Below are 21,310 nucleotides of genomic sequence, written 5' to 3'. Positions count from 1 at the left end.
TATTTTAATATGTTCCTTTTCGCAGGACCTCAAGCGGCGCTTTTCTTATTACTCCCATGCTATTGCTAAGGCCAATGGATAAAACCAATAATATAATGCCAGGCAGAAGCACGAGGAATGGAATCCAGGAAGGCAGGAAAGGGGTCTCAAAAAGGAACCAGGCGAGGAGTTGACTGCTTATAAGTGATAAGAGGATCCCTGCAATGGCACCTAATGCTCCAAGAAAAATATATTCCAGTGCAAGTATCTTAAGTATTTGCTTGCTTTTTGCACCCAGTGTCCTCAAAAGTACGCTTTCCCTTATCCTCTGGTATTTACTGGTTCGCACAGCTCCAAGGAGTACAATAATTCCAGTGAGAATACTAAAGAACGCCATAAAATTAATAAGCCAGGATATCTTTTCCAGGAGCCCTTCAACAACGGTGAGCACCTGTCGTAGATCTATAATGGTGACATTTGGAAAATTCCGGACCAATTCCTGTTGCAATCCTGCAGAGGTTTGTTCATCTGGAAGGCTGGTAGTGAGAACCCTGAATTGGGGTGCATCTTCCAGGATCCCGGCCGGGAAGACTATGGAGAAATTCATTTGCATCCTGCTCCAGTCTACCGTCCGCACACTGGCTACTACAGTATTAAGCAACACTCCCTGCACGTTAAAACTAAGTTCATCTCCTACCGCTACTTTGGCATCATCAGCAAAATTATCACTTACAGAAATTGGTACACGTTCCCCGCGCGTGGCCTCCTCTACCCATTCTCCCTGTTCCAAAGTCTCAGAAGCAATAAGAGAATCCCGATAAGTTACTCTGAATTCATGATTAAGAACCCACCGGTTAATATTGGCTGCCGTATCCTGTCGTATTTGACTTATGGACCTTCCTTTAATACTTTGTACCCTCATAGTAACAATTGGGATATCATCCATCACCTTCAATTCCTGGGATTCTATACTTTGCCTTACCCCGTCCTGTTGACCCGTTTGGACATCAAGCAGGATCATATTTGGGCTATCCTCCTGCGCTTCAATAGATGCCTGTGCCAGCAGGACATCTTTGGTGAAATACAGGGTGCTTATAAGAAAGGTGCCTACCCCAATTGCCAGCACCAGGGTAAGGGTTTGATTTTGAGGCCGAAAAAGGTTAAGAAGGCTTTGCCTGGCCGGGAATCCCCAGGAGGAAGGGAAATATTTTTTAATGGCCTTCATGAATAGTTTGGCTACTCCTGCCAGAATAGAGAAGGTAATTATTATACCCAAAACAAAAGAGAAGGAGTATCGCCAGTCTTCCAGCAGCCAATAGGAAAATAAAAGGATGAAAAGAAATATGCCCCCCAGCACAAGCAACCCTGCTTTTCCTGAATTATCTTTTCCTTCGTTTTGTACACGCAGTGCCTGTAGGGGTGAAATATATAAAGTACCCATTAAAGGATAAAGAGCAAACAGCAGGGACATAAAAATTCCTAACAGGACACCCATGGCTATTACCCTGGGCGAGAAACTCATTTCAACATCAACGGGAAGCAGGTCTCCCAATAGGAGTGGAAAGAGCTGTTGCAGGAAAAGTCCAAGTACAGTTCCTATAATTCCTCCCACAAGGCCTATTGCTCCAATCTGGATCAAATAGATCAAAAAAGTTTGTCTACGGCTGGCTCCAATACATTTGAGTACCGCAACGTCCTTTAATTTTCCTTTAATATATATACTAATTGCACTGGCAATTCCCACACATCCAAGTAGTAAGGCAATAAATGCTACCAGGTTGAGGAACTTTCCAAAATTCTCATACCTGCGTCCCATACGCTGGCTGGTTGAGGTATGGGTATCAAGATCGGCATTTTGTGCATCCAGCTTGGGACCAAGGACCCTGTCCATTCTTTCCAGGTTGGTAGCTTCATTTGCCCTGAAGTAGAAATCATAGCCCACCCTGCTTCCGGTTTGGACCAGTTGGGTGTCCTCGATAAGATGGTAGGGAATAAGAACCGGTGGTGCAACAGAACTAAATATGGCAGTGGTTCCCGGCACTGCCGAAAGACTCCCCGTAACCGGCAGGGTAATCTCTCCAATTTTTATACTATCCCCCGGTTTGATACCTAGTTGAAGCATTACCGTTGCATCTACCAGTGCCGAATTTTTATCAACAAAATTGCCGGCTGCTGCAGCGGGATTGGTCTCCAGCTGCCCATAAAGCGGAAAAGCTTTCTCTACCCCACGTACCTGCACCAGTTTGGCTGCACCGGTAGCGGGGAAAGCTGCCATGGATGTAAAACTTATTTCCCTGGCTTCTGGCCCTCCAAGAGAATCCATGATCTGCATTACCCGCTCATTAGGAGGATTGTTGCTGTCAATACGAAAATCGGCACCCATTAGGGCCTTGGATTGGAGCTGGATATTATCTTTTAGATTTTCTCCAAATGATTGGATGGAAACGACTGCTGCAATCCCCAGAACGATTGACGCCACGAAAAGTCCCAGTTTTTTTGCACTGGCTCTCCCATCCCGCCAGGCCATTTTTGTAAGCCATCCTATCCCCGCAGCTGGTGATCCTTTTTTTGTTTTCATCATTGTGCTGCAGCTATGGAATTATCAATAATTCTCCCGCCCTTGAGCCGCAGGACACGTTTTGTCATTCGTGCCAGTTCAAGATCGTGGGTCACTATAACAAGGGTGGTCCCTGCTTCTTTATTCAAATTGAATAAGAGCTCGATTACTTTTTCACCGGTTTCTGCATCAAGGTTTCCCGTGGGCTCATCGGCAAAAAGGATAGACGGGCTATTTGAAAAGGCCCTGGCTACGGCAACTCTTTGTTGTTCCCCTCCTGAGAGTTGTGAGGGATAATGATGATACCTGTCTCCCAGGCCAACTTTTTCGAGCAACTCCTTACTTTTCTTAGTGGCATCTTTAGCACCCTGCAGTTCCAGTGGTACCGCCACATTTTCCAGGGCTGTAAGAGTAGGTAATAGCTGAAAATCCTGAAAAACAAACCCAACTTCCCGGTTTCTTAATATCGCTCTTTCATCTTCTGTAAGGCTTTCCAGTTTTGTTCCACATAGTTCTACACTTCCCGCATTTGGCCTGTCCAGGCCTGCGCATAGACCAAGCAAGGTAGTCTTCCCACTCCCCGATGGCCCAACAATGGAAAAAGTTTCCCTTTCTTCAATGTCAAAATTGATATCCTGTAAAACGGTAATCTCCCGCGACCCACTTGAATAGGTTTTCCTTAAATTGTGGACGTTTAATATCTTTGACATTGAATATATTTGTTTTTATTTAGTTGAAGAGAGGCAAAATAAAGAATTGTTTTTGAATTTAAAGAGCGTGCTATGAGAATCTTACCAGTATTTTATGTTTTGTGTTGCTGTCTTTTTCTTTTTTCCTGTGGGGATACCCAAAAGAAAGAAGGGCAGGATGAACGGGAAGAAAATTCTCAAAGCACTACTAAAATTGCCGGGGAGAGGGAAGTGGTCCTTTTCTTTGGTACCAGCCTCACTGCAGGAATGGGACTCGATCCCAATGAAGCTTACCCGGCTGTAATACAGCAAAAGATCGATTCAGCAGGCTGGAACTATGAAGTGGTGAATGCAGGACTAAGTGGGGAAACCACCGCCAGCGGGAGGAATAGGATAGATTGGGTGCTAAACCAGGATGTTGAGGTTTTCTTCCTTGAACTTGGTGCAAATGATGGTCTACGGGGAATACCTCTTGAAGAGACCCGCAAAAATTTGCAGGCGATCATTGATATTGTTCGGGAGAAGAATCCGCAGGCTACAATCATTTTGGCTGGAATGCAAATACCGCCAAATATGGGAAGGGAATATACGACGGAATTCAGAGAGATCTTCCCACAGCTGGCCGAAAAGAATGATGTGAAATACCTGCCATTCCTTCTCGAAGGAGTAGCCGGGGACCCCGCCCTTAATCAACAGGACGGGATTCACCCAACGGCTGAAGGCCAGGAAATCATGGCGAGCACTGTATGGAAGATGCTTGAACCTGAATTACAGGATCAATAATATAATTTTTTACATAGCTATTCCATTTTGAAGTGGCATCCCTACTACCTTGCGGCTACACTCACCCCCTCATTATTATTGATCATTTCACGTTGAATATTTTCGGGCACCGGCTGGTAAGCGGCAAATTTGGATTTATAAGTCGCTCTCCCCTTGGTTAAAGACCTTAGCTCTGTTGAAAATCCAAATAATTCAGCTTCAGGAGCAACACATTTAAGTACCTGGTAGTTATTATTGGGTTCTATTCCAAGAATAATAGATCTTCTGGCCTGTAATTCAGTCATTACATTACCCACCACATCTTCAGGTGTTTTTACCAGGAGTTCCAGTGCAGGCTCAAGTAATTTAGGATTGGCGTTTAAAAAGGCTTCTTTGAATGCATGGGCTCCTGCAATCTTAAAGGAGATGTCATTGGAATCCACAGGGTGCATTTTCCCATCATACACCATCACCCGTACATCCCGTATATAGGAGCCGGTTAAAGGGCCTTTTTCCATTACTTCCAAAATTCCTTTCATTATAGAGGGTAGATACCGCTGGTCAATTACCCCACCTACAATGCAATTATAGAAGACAAGCTTCCCTCCCCACGGCAGGTCCATTTCCTCCTTACCTCTTATATTAAATCCCTCGGGCTCTTCTATTCCTTCCCTCCATGGTTCTATTTTCATGTGCACCTGGGCAAACTGTCCTGAGCCACCAGATTGTTTTTTATGCCTGTAATTGGCTGCAGAGGAGCGTTGGATGGTTTCACGAAAGGAGATCTTTGGTTTCTCAAAATATGCTTCTACCCCATAAATATTCTTTAGGGTCCAGTCTATTGTTGCCAGGTGAAGTTCCCCCTGGCAGGCGAGTATCAATTGTCGGGTTTCATTTGAAAAGGAAATTAGGACTGTAGGATCCTGGCTGTGGATCTTTTTTAAAGAATCTGTAAGCTTTTCCTCGTCTTTAGTATTCACAGCAAACACAGCCCGTCTTATTCTTGGCTGGGGGTATTGAATAGGTTTTATTGCAATATCAAATCCTTCCTGTGCGAGGGTATCATTGGTTTCTGTATGTTTTAGCTTTAAAGAAGCACCTATATCGCCCACTGTAAGCCGGGCTACCGGTTTTCTTTCCTTCCCATCCATGATGAAAAGCTGGTTAAATGTTTCGGTTTCCCCATTCCTGCTGTTCACCAGTTTATCATTCAATCGAACTTCCCCGCTTATAACCTTAAAGAAGGTTACCTGCCCCAGGTTTGGCTGGTGTACACTTTTAAATACGAAAAGCACAGTGGGAGATTCTTTAGTAGACGGGATTTCTTTCCCGTCAATACTTTGCTCTGGTTTAAGATCGGCAGCTGCAGGGGCTACGTTGTCAATAAAGCCCATTAACCTTCCACTTCCCATATCCTGTAGGGCAGAGATGCAAAAAACAGGGAACAGGTCGTGGTTAAGCATTCCCGCTTTGATCCCTTTTCTTAGTTCGCCCTCATTCAAAGTGCCCTCATCAAAATAATGTTCCATTAATTCCTCATCATTTTCAGCTGCTTTTTCTACCAGCTCATTGTGAAGGCATTCCGCTATTTCCATTTGTTCCACAGGGATGGGAAGTTTTTCTGGTTTCCCACCTTCAGCAGGGAATTTATACATCTTCATTTTTAAGATATCAATAATGCACTGGGCACCGTCTACCTTAAGCGGATATTGAATTTTTATTGCATTATTACCCACCAGCCCTTTAATGCTTTTAAAACTTTCCTCAAAATTGAGGTTGGGGTGATCTATCTGGTTGATGACAAAAATCGTTGGTTTATGATATTTGTCTATATAGTTCCAAATTATCTCTGTACCCACTTCCACACCGTGCTGTCCATTTAGGACAGTAACTATGGTATCTGCCACACGTATAGAGGAAATTACCTCCCCAATGAAGTCATCCAGGCCGGGAGTGTCAATAATATTGATCTTATAGTTGCGCCACTCTGTATGCAATGGAGTGGCAAAGACGGAGTTCCCTTTCTCGTGTTCGATCTCATGATGGTCTGCAACCGTATTCTTGTTTTCTACCTTCCCGCGGCGGTTAATCAATCCTGCTTCAAAAAGCATAGTTTCTGCAAGGGTGGTTTTGCCACTGTTATGTGCGCCAACAAATACCACATTCTTGATGTGTTTGTCATCGTAAATTTTCATTGGAAAGATGTTTTAAGGATGGATAAAAAGTGCAGAATATGGAAATTCCAGGAAAGGAAGTGCGTCAAATTATTTTTGTCTGGTAACATGCGCTAACTTTAAGAATTTCAACCTCTTAAAGTTAAGAAAATAGTTTTCAATATTTTCTTAATGTAGAAATGATCTTTGTCATATTTTCGATAAAAAGGTTAATCTTTTAAAACAGAAAATATCTTTTCTAAAGAATGTATGTCTTGATTAAAGAATGGGCTAATAAACCTTTTGAAGTGGATTTAATGGTGGGAGGTAGCATATTTTATGAATAAACAAAACATCAAAACTGGTATTTCACAATTTAAAATAATCATAAAGTTATCTTATAACCTGTTTTTGCAACTGCGCTTCAATCAATTTTCATTAAATTCTGACCTTTAAATTTTAAAAGGACCTGTTAATGATCAGTTTAATCCTTCAACCGCAATGGGAACATTTCTCATTCTAAATCTTTACTGCACATGAAATCCAGGAACAAAAAAATTGAAAGTTACTTTACAAAACCGGGGGTAGAAGTTGGAAATATTGGCCTTAGTAAGGAGGATATCAAAACTTCCTTTTTAGAAAAATTGTTTTATAGCCTGGGACGTATCCCGGTGGTGGCAACTCCCAATGACCTGTATACCTCTCTCGCACTGGCAGTAAGGGACAGGGTGTTTAGAAAATATGTGAAATCTCTTGAGCAGTATGCAGAGGAGGATGCCAGAGGGGTGGCCTATCTTTCTGCTGAGTATTTACCGGGACCGCATTTGGGTAACAACCTTCTAAATCTCGAGATCATGGAGGAGACAAGGGAAGCATTGGCCGAACTTAACCTGGACCTGGAAGAACTGCTGAAAGAGGAGGTGGAACCGGGACTTGGAAACGGCGGACTTGGAAGACTTGCTTCCTGCTATATGGACTCCCTTGCTACCCTTGGAATACCATCAATTGCTTATGGTATACGGTATGAATTTGGAATATTTAAACAGGAGATCAAAGAGGGCTGGCAGGTTGAGTCTACAGATAAATGGCTGCACAATGGAAATCCCTGGGAGGTTATAAGACCGGAGATCTCCTTTGAAGTGAAATTTGGTGGATATACAGAACATACCCGCGATGAGAATGATAAACTGCATATTGAATGGATCCCGGGATCTGAAGTCAAGGGAACGGCTTATGATACCCCTATCCTGGGCTATCAAAGCAACGGGATCATTCTAAGGCTTTGGAAGGCCGAAGCAACAGAATCCTTTGATTTTGCTGCCTATAACCTGGGTGATTATTACCGGGCCGTGGAAAAGAAAATGAGGTCTGAAAATATTACGAAAGTCCTATATCCAAATGATGAGAACCTCTCGGGGAAGGAGCTAAGACTTAAACAGCAATATTTCTTTGTTTGTTGCTCCCTGCAGGATATTATACGTCTTCATCTTCTACAGGGAAGAAAACTGGAAAGTCTGCATGAAAAATTTACCATCCAGCTCAATGACACCCATCCTTCTATAGCGGTGCCAGAGCTCATGCGTTTACTGGTAGATGTATATCATATGGAATGGGATGCCGCCTGGATGGTCACATGTAAAACATTTGCCTACACCAACCATACCCTCCTTCCTGAGGCCCTTGAGAGATGGCCTGTAAGCTTAATTAGGAATTTATTGCCGAGGCACCTGGAAATAATTTATGAGATCAACAGCAGGTTTATCAACGAACTTAGAGGACATAACTTCACCGGGGACCAGATCTCCAGGATGTCCCTGGTTGATGAAAGTGGGGAGCCTACTATAAGAATGGCGCATTTGGCAACCGTGGGAAGCTATATGATTAACGGGGTTTCTGCCCTTCATTCCGGGCTTCTGAAAAAACAGGTTCTTAAGGATTTTGCAGAGCTGTGGCCAAATAAATTCACAAATGTCACAAATGGAGTTACCCACAGAAGGTTCCTGGCTGTTAGTAATCCCGGTCTTTCCGCCCTGCTTTCAGAAAAAATAGGAAAGGATTGGCTTACCCACCTGGATAAGCTCAAAGGACTGGAATCTTATAGTGAAGATGAAACCTTCCGCAGAAAATGGATGGAGGTAAAACTTGAAAACAAACGCAATCTTGCCACCCAGATAAAAGAGCTCACTGGAATAGATATAAATCCTGAAATGTTGATAGATGTGCAGGTAAAAAGGATTCATGAATATAAACGACAGCACCTTAAAGTCCTGCATATTCTAAGCTTATATCTTAGGGTTAAAAAAGAAAAGGATACAAGCATCCCGCCTACAGCATTTGTGTTTGGAGGAAAGGCCGCTCCGGGTTATTTTATGGCAAAACGTATTATTAAACTTATTACCGCGGTGGGAGAGCTTATTAATAATGATCCTGAAGTGAATAAGATCCTTAAGGTTGTTTTCCTTCCCAATTTTAGCGTTAAACTGGCACAGCATGTTTATCCGGGAGCCGATCTTTCTGAACAGATATCCATGGCAGGAAAAGAAGCTTCGGGAACTGGAAATATGAAATTTGCCCTTAACGGTGCCCTTACCATAGGAACATTAGATGGGGCGAATGTAGAAATTAGGGAAGAAGTAGGGGAGGAGAACTTTTTTCTCTTTGGATTGACGACAGATGAGGTAGAGAATAAGAAAGCCCAGGGTTATCACCCTTATAAGATATATGCCGAAAATGAGAATTTAAAGAAAGTGATGGAATTCCTGCTCTCTGATGAATTGACCAGGGGTGATACTGAACTTTTCAAACCAATTTATAACAATCTCTTACACCAGGACCCGTATTTATTGATGGAAGATTATCAATCCTATATCGAGCAGATGGAGAATGTTTACCACGTGTGGCAGGATCGTGAGAAATGGGCAAAAATGTCCATTCTCAATGTGGCCAGGATGGGTAAATTCTCTTCAGACAGGTCTATACAGGACTATTGTGAAAAAATATGGAAAGTGGAAGCGATCAAGGTTTAGCAAATTTTTTTCCTTTACCCAAAAGACACCCGAATTTTTTGGTCTGGAAAAAATAGGAGCCCGAAAGATAAACGGCCTGGCACGCTAATCCTGATCCTGGACAGGAATGATCTGAATCACAATAGTAAACAAAGGAATTGTTGGATTTTCGGCTTATACCGAATAATCCTTGATCTCTTTTAAAACATCCTGCACCTCTTTTTCAGTCTTGAATAATTTGTCCTTGCATATTTTAAGAAGTACTGCGGCACGTTTGATCCTTGACTCCAGTTCATCTATGCTTATCTGGGAATTTTCCATTTCCAGTACGATATCCTGCAGTTCATCGTGAGCTGCGGTATAGCTTATTTCTTCACTCATTTGTGGTGGTGTTTATAGTTTTTTCAATCCTGCTTATGACTGTTCCTTCATACAGCCTGGTTTCCAAAATCCCTGATGTTTTTACTTCCTGTGTGCTTTTTATGATTTTTCCATCCTGCCGGGTTATACTGTAACCTCTTTTAAGGATATTTTTGGGGGAAAGCATTCTTACTTTTTCTTCAGTAAAAGTGAGTTGGGTACGGGCATCGTCCAGGGGGTTTGTTGCCCGGTTAACCAAAGTCCTGCCGGCCTGCTCCAAAATATTATTTTCCCTGGCGATAAGGACCTCTCCCTGTTTTTCAAGGTTAAAAATATGGTTTTGAAGATTGGCCCTGGCATTGGAAAGGGCGGTTATACTCAGGGAACTAAAAAGTCTCGACGTTTCCACCAATCCGGTTTTTCTTTCCCTGAACATTGTGTTTACCCCATTATTTAATTTTTGCTCATTCTCCTTTAGTGGTGCAGCAAAATCATGGAACTTCTGCAACAGGAATTCAGCTATCTTGGTGGGGGTAATAAAGCTTTGGAAACTTACCATATCGCATACGGTCTCGTTGCTGGAATGTCCAATTCCCGTGAGAACAGGGATGGGAAAAGTTGCAATTTTTTCTGCAAGCACATAACTGTCAAAGCAGCTTAATCCTATTTCGCCGCCTCCACCTCTTATGATTGCTACTGCATCAAAATCATTGCTGTGTTTTCGAATGTTCTCGAGCTGTGCCTTAATTGTGGAAATAGCGCGCTCTCCCTGCAGGATGGCAGGGAACAGCAGGAAATGGTATTTGTAGTGATAGGGATTATTAGTTATAACGTCCATAAAATCCCCGTAACCTTTACTTGTCTCCACAGAGATCACAGCAATAGTCTTAGGTAGCATTGGTAGGGTTTTTTGCCTGTTAAGTCCGTAAATATTTTGCTCCTTAAGTCTCGAGATAGTCTCGGCTTTTTCCCTTGCCAGTTCCCCCAGCGTAAATTCAGGATCAATATCTGTAATATTAAGGGCCAGGCCGTGAACAGGATTATAGGTGACAGAGCCCTTTACAACCACGGTAATATTATCCTTAAGCTCCTCTTTTAAAATAGATTTGAACTTTTTATTTATTAGCTCAAAGTTTCCGGCCCATATATTGCCACGCAGCTCTGCAATTACCTTTCCATCCTTTTTCTCAACAAGGGCAGGATAACAATGACCAGATTTTGGATAATAATTAAGCCGTACGATCTCTGCCTTGATCCAAACTACCTTATTACAATGTGAATCTATCACATTTTGAATAGAACGGGTAAGGCTGGAAAGAGTAAAGACTTTTTTTTCTAACATTGCAGGGCGGGATTTCACTCTTGCTAATGTATCAAAATTTGAAGAAAAAGATTTTTAATTTTGTACCGTAGTGCAGGTTTTTCAAAAAGTATTTTCTCCTCCCATGCTATTTTTCCAGGATAAAGTCTGCAGCCATTTTCACGTGTAATTGAGTTGTGGCAATCATAGGGATATTAATATCTTCCTTTTCAATAAGTATAGGTAATTCTGTACATCCCAATATGATTCCTTCTGCACCCTTCGCTTTTAATAACCGCATTTGTTCCAGAAAAAAGTTCTTTGCTTCCTTGCTAAAGATCCCCCGGGTTAGTTCTGCAGAAACAAAGTGATGATTGCGGTCCAGGTATTCAGGATCTGGAAGTATAATATCTATTCCATAGTTCTCCTTTAATCTTGAAGGTATAAAATCCCCGGTCATAGTGGGGCGGTTACCCAGAAGCCCCAGGGTTTTGAGGTTCAACTTCTCTGCTTCTTTCCCAATGGCATCTGCAATATGAAGAATTGGGATGTTTATTTGCGGTTGCACGAAATTATAAACCATATGCGGGGTATTGGCACATATTACGATTGCTTCTGCCCCTGCTTCACGAAGAATCTTTGCTACCTCTAAATATTTATGATTTATCTTTTCCCTGTTTTGCTCCCGCATTAATTCTATATTGATACTATACATAAGCAACTCAGGATTTCCACCTGTTCCAATTTTCTCACTTACATATTCATTGATGAGCCGGTAATAAACTATTGTCGAGTGCCAGGAGGTACCGCCTATAAGTCCGATCTTCTTCATCTTAAAAATTTTTAAAGAACCAGTATTTTTCTTCCCACCATTTTGACCAGTGTCCCCATTGTTCCGGGGTTTTCATTTTTGCCTCTGGCTGCGGTGAGTCATAAAAATGTACCTCGGCAGTACTGGCAAGTCCTTCTCCATATTCTATAAAATATTTTCCCTCTCCTTTAAAACTTTCATCAGGCACCTGGTTCCCCATTTTTCTTCCAATATTATGAGCTACAACAATGGCCTGCTGTCTTGCAAAAACTCCAATTTTGGGGAGAGTGATGCCATTTTCTGTAGTAATATTGGTATTATCTCCAATAGCGTAAACATTAGGAAATATAGTTTGCAAATTATCCTTGTCTACATCTATCCAACCTGATTCTCCGGCCAGGGAGCTATTTCTAATTACATCAGGGCTTTGGTGTTTAGGAGTATAAGCCAGCAGGTCATATTCGTAGGTTTTCCCGTTGCTAAAAGTGAGACCAGATTCAGTGGCTTCAGTAATTTGATGACCTGGATAATATTTGATCCCTTTATGCTCCAGCAGGGTTCGTAATTCTTCTGAGAGTTCCTTACCGGCAAATTCCATTGGTCCTTTTTCTGGCGTATAAACAGCCACCTCTGTAGTAGGTTTGAGATCATTCTTCCGCACATATTCCTCTATGAGCATCGCCGCCTCGTAGGGAGCAGCAGGACTTTTAAAAGGGAGTGAGGAAACAAGGATGGCTATTTTACCTGCAGTATGATTCTTAAGTTTTTTATTAAAATGAGTGGCTCCATCCAGGGTGAAGAAATTATAGCCATATTTATCCAGGTGATGGAGGGGTTGCTGGTCTACCCCAAGAGAAACTATCATATAATCTCCCTTATATTTTTTACCATTTACAGTAATGCTAATGTCGTTGGGATCTATATGTTCTATTTCTCCCTGGATAACCTCCAGGCCTGAAGAATCGAGATGTGAAGTTTTTTCATAGACCTCTTCCGGTTTTCTTTTTCCAACCATTAGCCATGGCAAGCTGGGGGAAAACACATTTTTTTCCTCTTTTTCAAACACGAGGATCTTTACAAGTTGAATGTCCTCTTCATTTCCACTGTTCTTGCTTATTTCCCTGGCAGCTGTTACCCCACCTGTTCCTGCTCCTAAGACTAAAATGGTTTTCATACGTATATCTTTTTTAATATTTCCTGTTGTTCTTCTAAATTCTCCAGCAATACCTCCTTCATTAATGAACAGGCTTCGGCCACTTTTTTAGAAGTTAAAGAAAAGTAGCTGCACTGGCTCTCCCGCCTTACTTTAAGTATTCCGTTCTCTGTCAATAATTTGAGATGTTGTGAAAGATTGGATTTTAAACATCCTGTGGCTTCAAGTAAATAAGAAAAACTTTCTTCTTTATTTTTTAAGAGGTGTATGATCTCCATTCTTAATGGATGTCCCAGAGCTTTACTCACATTAGCCTGTAGTTTAAATATTTTCTTATTCACCATGGGTTTATGTATTTAATTGTTTAGCAAAACCTAAACAATTCTTCAAAAATTTTTCACCTGATTTTTTTTTTTTTGAACTTATAATGCAAAGTAAAAGGGAATTCTCCCGAAGAATTATGACCATTATCATATTTTAGCTTATTAAAGGGCTCTGTAACTTTTGTTACTGCAGGTAGCGATTAACGGGGCTACTTTTGCATCAAATAAAAAAAGATACTGTGGAAATTTTAGATATTCTGGGTTATTTTGGTGCATTGATTATTGGAGTGGTTTTAGGACTCATAGGAGGTGGAGGTTCTATCCTCACTGTGCCGGTTTTGGTTTATTTACTTGCGATAAATCCTGTTACAGCCACTGCATATTCTTTATTTGTAGTGGGGGCCTCGTCTTTGGTAGGGGCCCTAAACAATATGAAGAAAAAGCTGGTAGATTTTCGAACCGCAATTGTTTTTTCGATTCCTGCTTTCATAGCGGTTTATGGGACCAGGAAATATCTGGTACCTGCCATCCCAGACCATATTTTTACGCTTTGGGGCTTTGAAGTCACCAAAGATATTGGGATCATGTTGTTCTTTGCTATTATTATGGTGGTAGCTTCTATTTCTATGATAAAAGATAATGGCAAGAAAGAACTCCTTGAAACCGAAGTAAAATATAATTATCCCCTTATAGTAATTGAAGGTGTTGTAGTAGGCGTGCTTACCGGGATCGTAGGTGCCGGTGGCGGATTCCTAATTATCCCTGCTCTTGTGCTTTTAGCTAAACTTCCAATGAAAAAAGCAGTTGCGACTTCACTTCTTATTATTGCGGTAAAATCCCTTATAGGGTTTATTGGAGATGTGGAGAACCTGGAAATTGACTGGATCTTTCTTTTCATTTTTACAGCTCTTTCAATTATAGGAATTTTTGTGGGAGGCTATCTCAATAAATTTATAGATGGCAAAAAACTTAAAAAAGGTTTTGGCTGGTTTGTTATGGTAATGGGGATTTACATTATCTGGAAAGAATTATATTAAGCCCGGGGGCGTATTTAATTCCTGGGTAGGTTGGTAAAGTAATCTTATAGGTGCAATTCCTGAAGATATGCTGTCGCAGGAGCAACTTGTTTAGGTAAGCAGGGTTTATAAAAATAATCGGCGTTGGTGATGAATAAAAAGAAAAAGAAGAATTTAATCGAATACGGTCTTATCCTTGTAATTTTTGCCGGGTTATATTTTACCGGTTATCATACGGAAGTATTAGGTTTTCTGCAACGGGGTATCCTGGCAACCGGGATTATGAATCCAGATTTAGATAAGGATACGAATCTCGCTGATAATAAGACTCAACCTGTGGCAGATTTTTCTATGAGCTTTATAAATTCTAAAGGTGAAAGAGTGGATATGGAAGATTTAAGGGGGAAAGTAATTTTTTTAAATATTTGGGCCACCTGGTGTCCACCCTGCGTTGCAGAGATGCCGGGGATAAATAAGCTGTATAAAGATGTAGATAAGGACAAAGTTGCTTTTATAATGCTTTCAGTAGACCAGGATTTTCAAAAGGCTATAGACTTTAATTCCCGGAAAGGATATGATTTTGAGGTGTATGCACCTGCAGGGGTCTTGCCGTCTTTATATCAATCCGCAAGTATACCCACTACCTATGTTATTGATGCCAGTGGCAAATTGGTTCTAACCCATACAGGAATGGGTGATTATTATACAAAAAAGTTTAAGGAATTTCTTAAGGAACAATATTGATAAGATCCAAATTTTGTAATTTAAAAAGCCTCACAACTTAGCTGCCGTGAGACTTTTCGTTTTAAATATTTGCCTTTAATGAAATTTATAATCTGTTCCCGGTACTGTGGAGAAAGAATACTTTCCAAGGTGTTCACAGTAAGCACGGCCTTCCAGCTTTGGAGAAACCGGGGAATTCTTCCGGAGGTACTCCTCAACCACATCGTGAATGGTGTAATCTTTAACTTCCACATCTTCCACATCCGGGATTCGACATAAATTATCCATAGGATCCCCTGGGCGTACACAGGCAGAAATTGTGTAGTATTCATCCATTTGCATTGGCTCGCCTTTTACTGTAATGGATTTTATCCGTTCCCCTTTATTGCCCTGGCTGTTAAAATCTACCTCCATGCCTGAGAATCTTACCAGCCACCCACCAAATCTTTCGGAAGGAACCTGTGCAAAGGCGTTATGCATTTCCCGCTCCAGCCAGTCCTTTATCTGCTGTCCGGTGACTTTTCCCGTTTTCACTTTCTCATTTACCGGAAGCAGGTTCCACAGGTTGGCACGGGTTATAGGCGCAGGTTTCCCATCTTCAGGCACGATAGGATTTCCAAATCTGAACCCATTGGAAATAGCGATATCGGCTCCTGTTTTCCATCTCGCGGCATCGGTTATCATATTGTCCATTGGATTTTCTACCGTAAGGTATCTGTAAATGGGGGTGGAGGTATATCCAACCACGGTTTCCAGATGTTCCTTGTAAGGTTCTTTAGCTTTGTCCACTAACTGCTGCAATTCAGGATCTGCGGGGTAAACTTCCGGATCCACGTCCATAAGTTCGTACTCATCTCCCACCAGCTTTCCATCTACAAAATGCAACGTGAGCTTCCCAACAAAAGAACCGAAAGCTCCCGGCTCGGTTACCTTGGCATATTTCCCCTGTATAAGCTCTCTTACTCTCTCGTGGGTATCGTTCCCAAGGATGTAATCCACATCTTTTGCCAGTTCCTGGTTAGCAAGATCCACCTGTTTAAATACTCCTATGTGGGTGACAAGGAAAAGCACATCTACTTCTTCCTCTTTTTTAACTTTAGTTATAAGTTCCTTCACTTCATCCTCGATCCCACTAAAGGTCATTCCTTCACTAAAAATAGGATTTTGACGCACCGGTACATCGGGGTCATTGATGCCGATAAATCCAATTTTCACACCTTCAATTTCCTTTGTCCAGAAAGGAGGGAAAAGTTCCTTCCCTTCTTCCTCATGGAACATATTCTGTGCGATCACCGGGGTGTTGTAGTTGGTCATTATATCCATCATTCTTTCTTTTCCATAGACCACTTCCCAGTTGCCCGGGATGATCACGTCATAGCCCATTTTACTTATGAGTTCGGGAAAAATACTACCTTCAGAAAGCGCCGCATAACCGCTACCCTGGATGAGGTCTCCGCCATCCACGATCAGGGTGCGGCCGGGATTCTTTTTACGCTCTTTCTCAAAGAGGGTTTTTATATAGGCCAGGCCACCTCTTTCCTTAAAAACGATCTCCTCGTTTTCCCAGAATAGTTCTGGGTGGGGATCCAGTTGTCCGTGAATATCTGCTGTTTGCAGCACGGTAATGCTAAGGGTATCTTTAGTCTCTTTTTTTTCTTCTGAATTTCCACCGGTTGCCTGGTTGCAGGAGGTAAAACTAAAGAGCCCCAGTACTGCCAGGATCCATAAGGATTTCTTTAAATTAAATTTCATAGATTTTGTTTTTTATAGTTGTAAACTGTAATAATTTTTGTCTTTCTCTAGCTGGAGTAGATGTGTATAAGCGTGATCCACCACCTGTATATATTCGTGCAGTTCACCCGGTTCAATCCCCAGCCTGCCTATAGAGATCTTACAAACAAAGATGGCCACTCCGGCAGCTTTTGCTTTGGCGGTATAGGTTTCCATCTCTTCTTTACTTGTAAGCTCATTTACATTGGGCCCGTACATTACGATCTGGAAGTCTCCAAACTTTGCCCCGTCCTCTTCCTTTAAAGCTTCAGCTGTAAGGATGATGGGTTGTAGTTGCGGGATTTGGGTGGTTGACACCACATAATTGTTCATTTCTCCCTGTAAATTGGTTTGTGCGTTGCCGGTAATTCCCCACATAATAAGCACCATAAAAATTCCTATTGATCTTTTCATAGCTTCCATTTTTAAAGTGAAATACTGGTGTAACCTTTCTTTTGTAGCTGAAGGTTATATAAGATGCCGTTTTCAACAACCCGTAATTCCGGGGAAATATCCTTGCGGTCTACTCCGAATTTATTCAATGAGAACCCACAGGCAATAAGCTCAACATTGTGCTTTTTAGCCTTGGCGATATAATCCTGCATCATATTTTTATCTGTCAATTCCTTCACTGTTTGACCACAAATGATCACTTCAAATTTTCCGAAGTTCTTTCCATCTTCGTGGGCTAAAGTTTCAGCAGTTAAAAAGATAGGCTGGAGTTGAGGGATCTTCTTTGTTAAGACCACATAGTTTTGCAGGTCATCCTGGACCTGTGCATTGGCAGGGTTGCTTATTAAAGCAAAAAGAAAAAGGATACTGGTTAAAAAATATAATTTCATAGTTTTTGGTTTTTAACGCTCAAGCCTGGTTGAGCCGATTTTGATTCTGTTTTTGTTTCTTTATTAAAATCATTAAGGATAAAAAATAGAAGCCCGCCAATTATGGCGATATTCTTAAATAATGGGCCAAGGGTATTTATTTGTCCTACCTGTACTGTAAGAGTAATAGGTATAACTACAGCGAGAAGCACAATGGCCGCCCACCGGGTTTTAAAGCCTATAAGAAAGGCAATGCCCGCAAGCAGCATTACAATTCCTGAAAGGATTACCAGTAGTTCAGGATTACCAAAAAAATAGGCTATACCCTTAAAACTGGCCTGGTCTATTCGGTTTACCGTTTGCTCTACATTCATCAAATGATTTGAACTGGCTATTAAGAAAATGCTACTTAGCAAAATTCGCAATACCTGAATGGAGCGACGGCTTACATATATATGAGTCGTCATGAATAATAGGTTGAGGTTCAGAAGGCGAAAGCCTCTGAAGCGTGAGAAAAAAGATTAAAACTTTGCTGGAAAGTTATTAAGCTTTTGGAGGAGGGTAGGACCTGTCCATTGTAGAATCGGGCAGGGAAGGGGAGTGGTAGGCATATGCCCTGGTTTCTTCGGTTACTATACTGTATTCCCAGTTAAAGATCTCGAATTTGAAGGACGCATTACAAAATGTGTCCATTGAAATATTCAGTTGGTTTGAATCTATGTGAAACGTTTCGGGACTGGTATTTCCATCTATTTTAGCATTCTTCTTTTTGCAAAATGGGTTTACATAGACTACTTCATCAGCATCCAGGAGGATTACCAGGAATTTGGAATCCATCACCAGGAATTTTCCGAAGAAAATAAAGGCAAAAACGACAGCTATGTAAGAGTTCCAATTCATAAGAGGGTCAAATATAGAAATTTGCTGTTGAACGCTTTGTGACTTTTGTTACATAAAGGAAATTAGATGGAATGAGAATTCTGTAAGTAACTTTTGTTACTGAAGTTAAGAGGATAAATGGAGAGCTTTGCACCAAATTCTTAATCATCAATGAGGTTTATAATAATTATTGTCTTTGTTCTTTTTTCATATAACCTTTATCCGCAGGACCATAGCCCTGCGACTGTGCGTCAGGAGAACGGCTTGATAGCCATTTTTCAGGAAAGCAGCATCCACGGCCATATCCGCAATTTTTTTATGGCTACCATAAATCGGGAGGACCTTACCAGCTATTACACCAATGCCACAGGTGGGGCAATAGGATTCACCACCGGAAATTTTAAAGGATTTGAAGCAGGGGTAAAGGGCATTTTCACTTTTAAGACCTTTGGAAGTGATCTTGGCCTGGAAGATCCAATTACCGGTGCGAATGCCAAATGGGAGTATGAACTCTATGATGTATTGAATCAGGGAAACTTTAAGGACCTGGACAGGCTGGAGGAACTTTATATACGCTACAGGTTTGGAAAATCATATATCTCCTATGGTAAGCTGGAAAGCGGCTATACCCCATTGCTTAACCACAGTGACGGGAGAATGAAACCTTTTGCCCACAGAGGGTTTTGGGGATATTTTAATCTGAACATGCAACACAATGTTAACCTGGGGTGGCTGGATGGGGTATCTCCCCGTTCAACAACAGAGTGGTTTGACCTGGAGGAGGGGTTAGGCCTTTTCTTCAACGGATTTCAACCAAACGGGGAGAGGGCAAATTATCATGGATTTTATCCTGTGAATGGAATAGGAATCTTTAATTATAATTATCAAATTAAAAATTTCAATCTGGCTATTTATGATATTTTCATCGATAAACTACATAATACGATATGGACAGAAGCAAATTATGTGTATAATGGTTTTAACCTGGGACTGCAATACGTTTATCAAACCCCAATGAATTTTTCTGAAGGAATGGCGTATGAAAACCGTTATATACAGCCAGATGAGAATGGACTGGTTTTAAGTTCTCAACTTGGTTGGGGAAATAATAGATTTAATTTTGCCTTCGCCTATACCCATGCTTTTGATACCGGCCGTTTTCTTTTCCCCAAGGAATTAGGAAGGGATAGGTTTTTCACTTCCATTCCACGATCCAGGCTGGAAGGTTTAGGAGCTGCCAATGTTTATACTTTGAAAGGAGAATTTCTGCTTCCACGTCCCGCTTTACATTTTGGGGTAGAACTGCAGCAAGTCAAGGGAACAACTCCCGGAGATTTCCAGTTTAATAAATATAATATGGATGAGTCTTTCCAGGTCAATACGCATTTGACTTATGCGTTCAACGGCTTTCTGAATGGGCTTAATTTTGATCTTCTCTGGGTTTACAGGGAAAATCAAAATACACGGGATGCGGAAAGTATTTTTAACAAGAGTAATTTTAACCAGCTGAATTTTGTCACGAATTTTAATTTTTAATTCATTTCTGGATTTTTTGAGTGCAAGAAATCTTTTGATTCACACTGCTTTCCCTGTTAATCTCTGATAAAAATGGAAACTGAAAATATCAAATTAGGACTAAAGGAAAACTGGAAACAGTTCACCTTACTGGTGATAATTAATGCCTTTGTTGGGGGCATTGTTGGACTGGAGCGCAGTATACTGCCTGAGATAGCTGAAAAGGAATTTGGAATGGCTGCCACTTCCGCAATTCTTTCCTTTATAGTGGTTTTTGGTATTGTAAAGGCCATCTCCAATTATTATGCAGGAGCCCTTGCCAACAAGTTTGGCAGGAAAAATTTATTGATACTGGGTTGGATCTTTGCTATTCCAATTCCTTTCATCCTTATGTATGCACCCAATTGGAACTGGATCATAGGAGCCAACGTACTGCTGGGAATTAATCAGGGTCTCGCCTGGTCCAGTACTGTGGTTATGAAGATCGACCTGGTTGGTGAAAAACAGAGGGGTTTTGCAATGGGACTCAATGAATTCGCAGGTTACCTGGCAGTAGCAATTGTGGCCTTCTTAACAGGCTGGATAGCCGGGGAGTTCGGGCTGAGACCATATCCATTTTACCTTGGCATTTTGCTAATGATCCTGGGTCTTGGAATGAGCATATTTTTAATAAGGGATACCCGCGGTCACTCATTAAAGGAAGAAGACCAAAACACCGTTGGCCTTCTTAAAAATATTTTTTGGGACACTACCTGGAAACACAGGAATCTTGGTTCGGTCACCCAGGCAGGGCTTATCAATAATCTTAACGATGGGATGGCCTGGGGGCTTTTTCCAATCCTGCTTGGGGCTAAAGGTTTTAGCCTGGAACAAATAGGAATTGTAGTTGCAGTCTATCCAGCTGTTTGGGGAATGGGGCAACTCGTCACAGGAAAAATGGCCGATAAGTTCTCGAAAAAAGATATGCTTTTCTACGGGATGCTCTTACAGGCCCTGGTGCTTTTGACATTGGTTTGGGCAGAAAACTTCTGGCATTTTAATGTACTTATGGCACTACTGGGCTGGGGTACTGCAATGGTTTACCCCACCTTCCTGGCGACAATTGCAGATAATACCCACCCCCGGAACAGGGCAAAAAGTATTGGGATCTTCAGGTTGTGGAGGGATATGGGTTATGCAGTAGGTGCCATTCTCACCGGGATAATCTCAGATTTAATAAGCATTGAAGCAGCAATATTATTGGTGGGACTACTCACTTTTATCTCTTCCTGGATCATCTTTTTCAGGATGAAAAGCACCCATGTTGCTCCCGGCCTTTTTTCAATAAAAAGGCATAGCTAAGGATAATTTTAGCAAGAAGTGTTACTTTTATTGAAGCTTAATTAATCAATGGTTGAAACAAGGGATGATTGTAACAATTGTTACTGAATATGGCCATTCTGTAGGTTATTTTTGTATCAACAATTAAAAAAGGGAGCATTTATATAATTTTAT

The 21,310-nt window shown here is 41.4% G+C and carries 19 protein-coding genes; 6 read left to right on the top strand and 13 right to left on the bottom strand.

Going from position 1 to position 21,310, the window contains the following annotated elements; all coding sequences use genetic code 11:
• Positions 1-4: 4 nt before the first annotated feature.
• Positions 5-2,560, bottom strand: coding sequence for an ABC transporter permease (locus FHG64_RS03355; RefSeq protein WP_246054265.1), 2,556 nt, complete (start codon positions 2,558-2,560; stop codon positions 5-7).
• A complete protein-coding gene (locus tag FHG64_RS03350) occupies positions 2,557-3,246 on the bottom strand; it encodes an ABC transporter ATP-binding protein (protein WP_139065079.1) in 690 nt (229 codons plus the stop codon). The genes FHG64_RS03355 and FHG64_RS03350 overlap by 4 nt, the downstream gene beginning before the upstream one ends.
• 72 nt (positions 3,247-3,318) lie before the next feature.
• Here FHG64_RS03350 and FHG64_RS03345 point away from each other — a divergent pair, with 72 nt between their 5' ends.
• Positions 3,319-4,008 carry an arylesterase gene (locus FHG64_RS03345; RefSeq protein ID WP_139065078.1) on the top strand — a complete coding sequence of 230 codons (690 nt, stop codon included), beginning with the start codon at positions 3,319-3,321 and terminating at the stop codon, positions 4,006-4,008.
• Between the two features lie 44 nt (positions 4,009-4,052).
• Here the strand turns inward: FHG64_RS03345 and FHG64_RS03340 are convergent, their stop codons facing one another.
• Entirely contained in the window at positions 4,053-6,182 is a 2,130-nt protein-coding gene (locus FHG64_RS03340) for an elongation factor G (RefSeq protein WP_139065077.1), read from the bottom strand.
• Between the two features lie 494 nt (positions 6,183-6,676).
• On the opposite strand from FHG64_RS03340, the gene FHG64_RS03335 reads away from it, so the two are divergent.
• A complete protein-coding gene (locus FHG64_RS03335) occupies positions 6,677-9,166 on the top strand; it encodes a glycogen/starch/alpha-glucan phosphorylase (protein WP_139065076.1) in 2,490 nt (829 codons plus the stop codon).
• Between the two features lie 153 nt (positions 9,167-9,319).
• Here FHG64_RS03335 and xseB read toward each other — a convergent pair whose 3' ends face one another.
• The 5 genes from xseB to FHG64_RS03310 form a co-directional block, all read right to left on the bottom strand.
• The gene (gene xseB / locus FHG64_RS03330) at positions 9,320-9,526 is read right to left on the bottom strand and encodes an exodeoxyribonuclease VII small subunit (protein ID WP_139065075.1); all 207 of its coding nucleotides are present in this window, start codon (positions 9,524-9,526) and stop codon (positions 9,320-9,322) included.
• Positions 9,519-10,847: an exodeoxyribonuclease VII large subunit gene (xseA, locus tag FHG64_RS03325; protein ID WP_139065074.1), complete on the bottom strand. Its 1,329-nt coding sequence runs from the start codon at positions 10,845-10,847 to the stop codon at positions 9,519-9,521. The genes xseB and xseA overlap by 8 nt, the downstream gene beginning before the upstream one ends.
• A gap of 106 nt (positions 10,848-10,953) precedes the next feature.
• Complete coding sequence (locus FHG64_RS03320) at positions 10,954-11,637, bottom strand: aspartate/glutamate racemase family protein (RefSeq protein WP_139065073.1); 684 nt, start codon at positions 11,635-11,637, stop codon at positions 10,954-10,956.
• 1 nt (position 11,638) lies between these two features.
• Positions 11,639-12,790 (bottom strand): NAD(P)/FAD-dependent oxidoreductase, encoded by a 1,152-nt coding sequence (locus tag FHG64_RS03315; protein ID WP_139065072.1) that lies wholly within the window; start codon positions 12,788-12,790, stop codon positions 11,639-11,641.
• A complete protein-coding gene (locus tag FHG64_RS03310; protein ID WP_139065071.1) occupies positions 12,787-13,113 on the bottom strand; it encodes an ArsR/SmtB family transcription factor in 327 nt (108 codons plus the stop codon). The genes FHG64_RS03315 and FHG64_RS03310 overlap by 4 nt, the downstream gene beginning before the upstream one ends.
• Positions 13,114-13,331: 218 nt before the next feature.
• Here FHG64_RS03310 and FHG64_RS03305 point away from each other — a divergent pair, with 218 nt between their 5' ends.
• Positions 13,332-14,129, top strand: a complete 798-nt coding sequence (locus FHG64_RS03305) for a sulfite exporter TauE/SafE family protein (RefSeq protein WP_139065070.1) — start codon at positions 13,332-13,334, stop codon at positions 14,127-14,129.
• Between the two features lie 129 nt (positions 14,130-14,258).
• The gene (locus FHG64_RS03300; RefSeq protein WP_139065069.1) at positions 14,259-14,852 is read left to right on the top strand and encodes a TlpA family protein disulfide reductase; all 594 of its coding nucleotides are present in this window, start codon (positions 14,259-14,261) and stop codon (positions 14,850-14,852) included.
• A gap of 75 nt (positions 14,853-14,927) precedes the next feature.
• Here FHG64_RS03300 and FHG64_RS03295 read toward each other — a convergent pair whose 3' ends face one another.
• The 5 genes from FHG64_RS03295 to FHG64_RS03275 all read right to left on the bottom strand — a co-directional run bounded on the left by FHG64_RS03295 (position 14,928) and on the right by FHG64_RS03275 (position 18,322).
• On the bottom strand, positions 14,928-16,583 hold the full coding sequence (locus FHG64_RS03295; protein WP_139065068.1) for a bifunctional metallophosphatase/5'-nucleotidase: 1,656 nt from the start codon (positions 16,581-16,583) through the stop codon (positions 14,928-14,930).
• Positions 16,584-16,595: 12 nt separating this feature from the next.
• Positions 16,596-17,015 carry a sulfur reduction protein DsrE gene (locus FHG64_RS03290; protein WP_139065067.1) on the bottom strand — a complete coding sequence of 140 codons (420 nt, stop codon included), beginning with the start codon at positions 17,013-17,015 and terminating at the stop codon, positions 16,596-16,598.
• An 11-nt stretch (positions 17,016-17,026) separates the two neighbouring features.
• Positions 17,027-17,443: a DsrE family protein gene (locus FHG64_RS03285; RefSeq protein ID WP_139065066.1), complete on the bottom strand. Its 417-nt coding sequence runs from the start codon at positions 17,441-17,443 to the stop codon at positions 17,027-17,029.
• Positions 17,440-17,889: a DoxX family protein gene (locus tag FHG64_RS03280; RefSeq protein ID WP_139065065.1), complete on the bottom strand. Its 450-nt coding sequence runs from the start codon at positions 17,887-17,889 to the stop codon at positions 17,440-17,442. The genes FHG64_RS03285 and FHG64_RS03280 overlap by 4 nt, the downstream gene beginning before the upstream one ends.
• Before the next feature lie 76 nt (positions 17,890-17,965).
• Complete coding sequence (locus FHG64_RS03275; protein WP_139065064.1) at positions 17,966-18,322, bottom strand: hypothetical protein; 357 nt, start codon at positions 18,320-18,322, stop codon at positions 17,966-17,968.
• 150 nt (positions 18,323-18,472) lie between these two features.
• Between FHG64_RS03275 and FHG64_RS03270 the strand changes: the two genes are divergently transcribed.
• Positions 18,473-19,837: a hypothetical protein gene (locus tag FHG64_RS03270; RefSeq protein ID WP_139065063.1), complete on the top strand. Its 1,365-nt coding sequence runs from the start codon at positions 18,473-18,475 to the stop codon at positions 19,835-19,837.
• A gap of 72 nt (positions 19,838-19,909) precedes the next feature.
• Complete coding sequence (locus tag FHG64_RS03265) at positions 19,910-21,157, top strand: MFS transporter (RefSeq protein ID WP_139065062.1); 1,248 nt, start codon at positions 19,910-19,912, stop codon at positions 21,155-21,157.
• Positions 21,158-21,310 lie beyond the last annotated feature (153 nt).

The organism is Antarcticibacterium flavum (assembly GCF_006159205.1).
Taxonomy (GTDB): domain Bacteria; phylum Bacteroidota; class Bacteroidia; order Flavobacteriales; family Flavobacteriaceae; genus Gillisia; species Gillisia flava.
The sequence above is the reverse complement of the archived record's forward strand: the minus strand, read 5'-3'. Positions and strand labels throughout refer to the sequence as shown.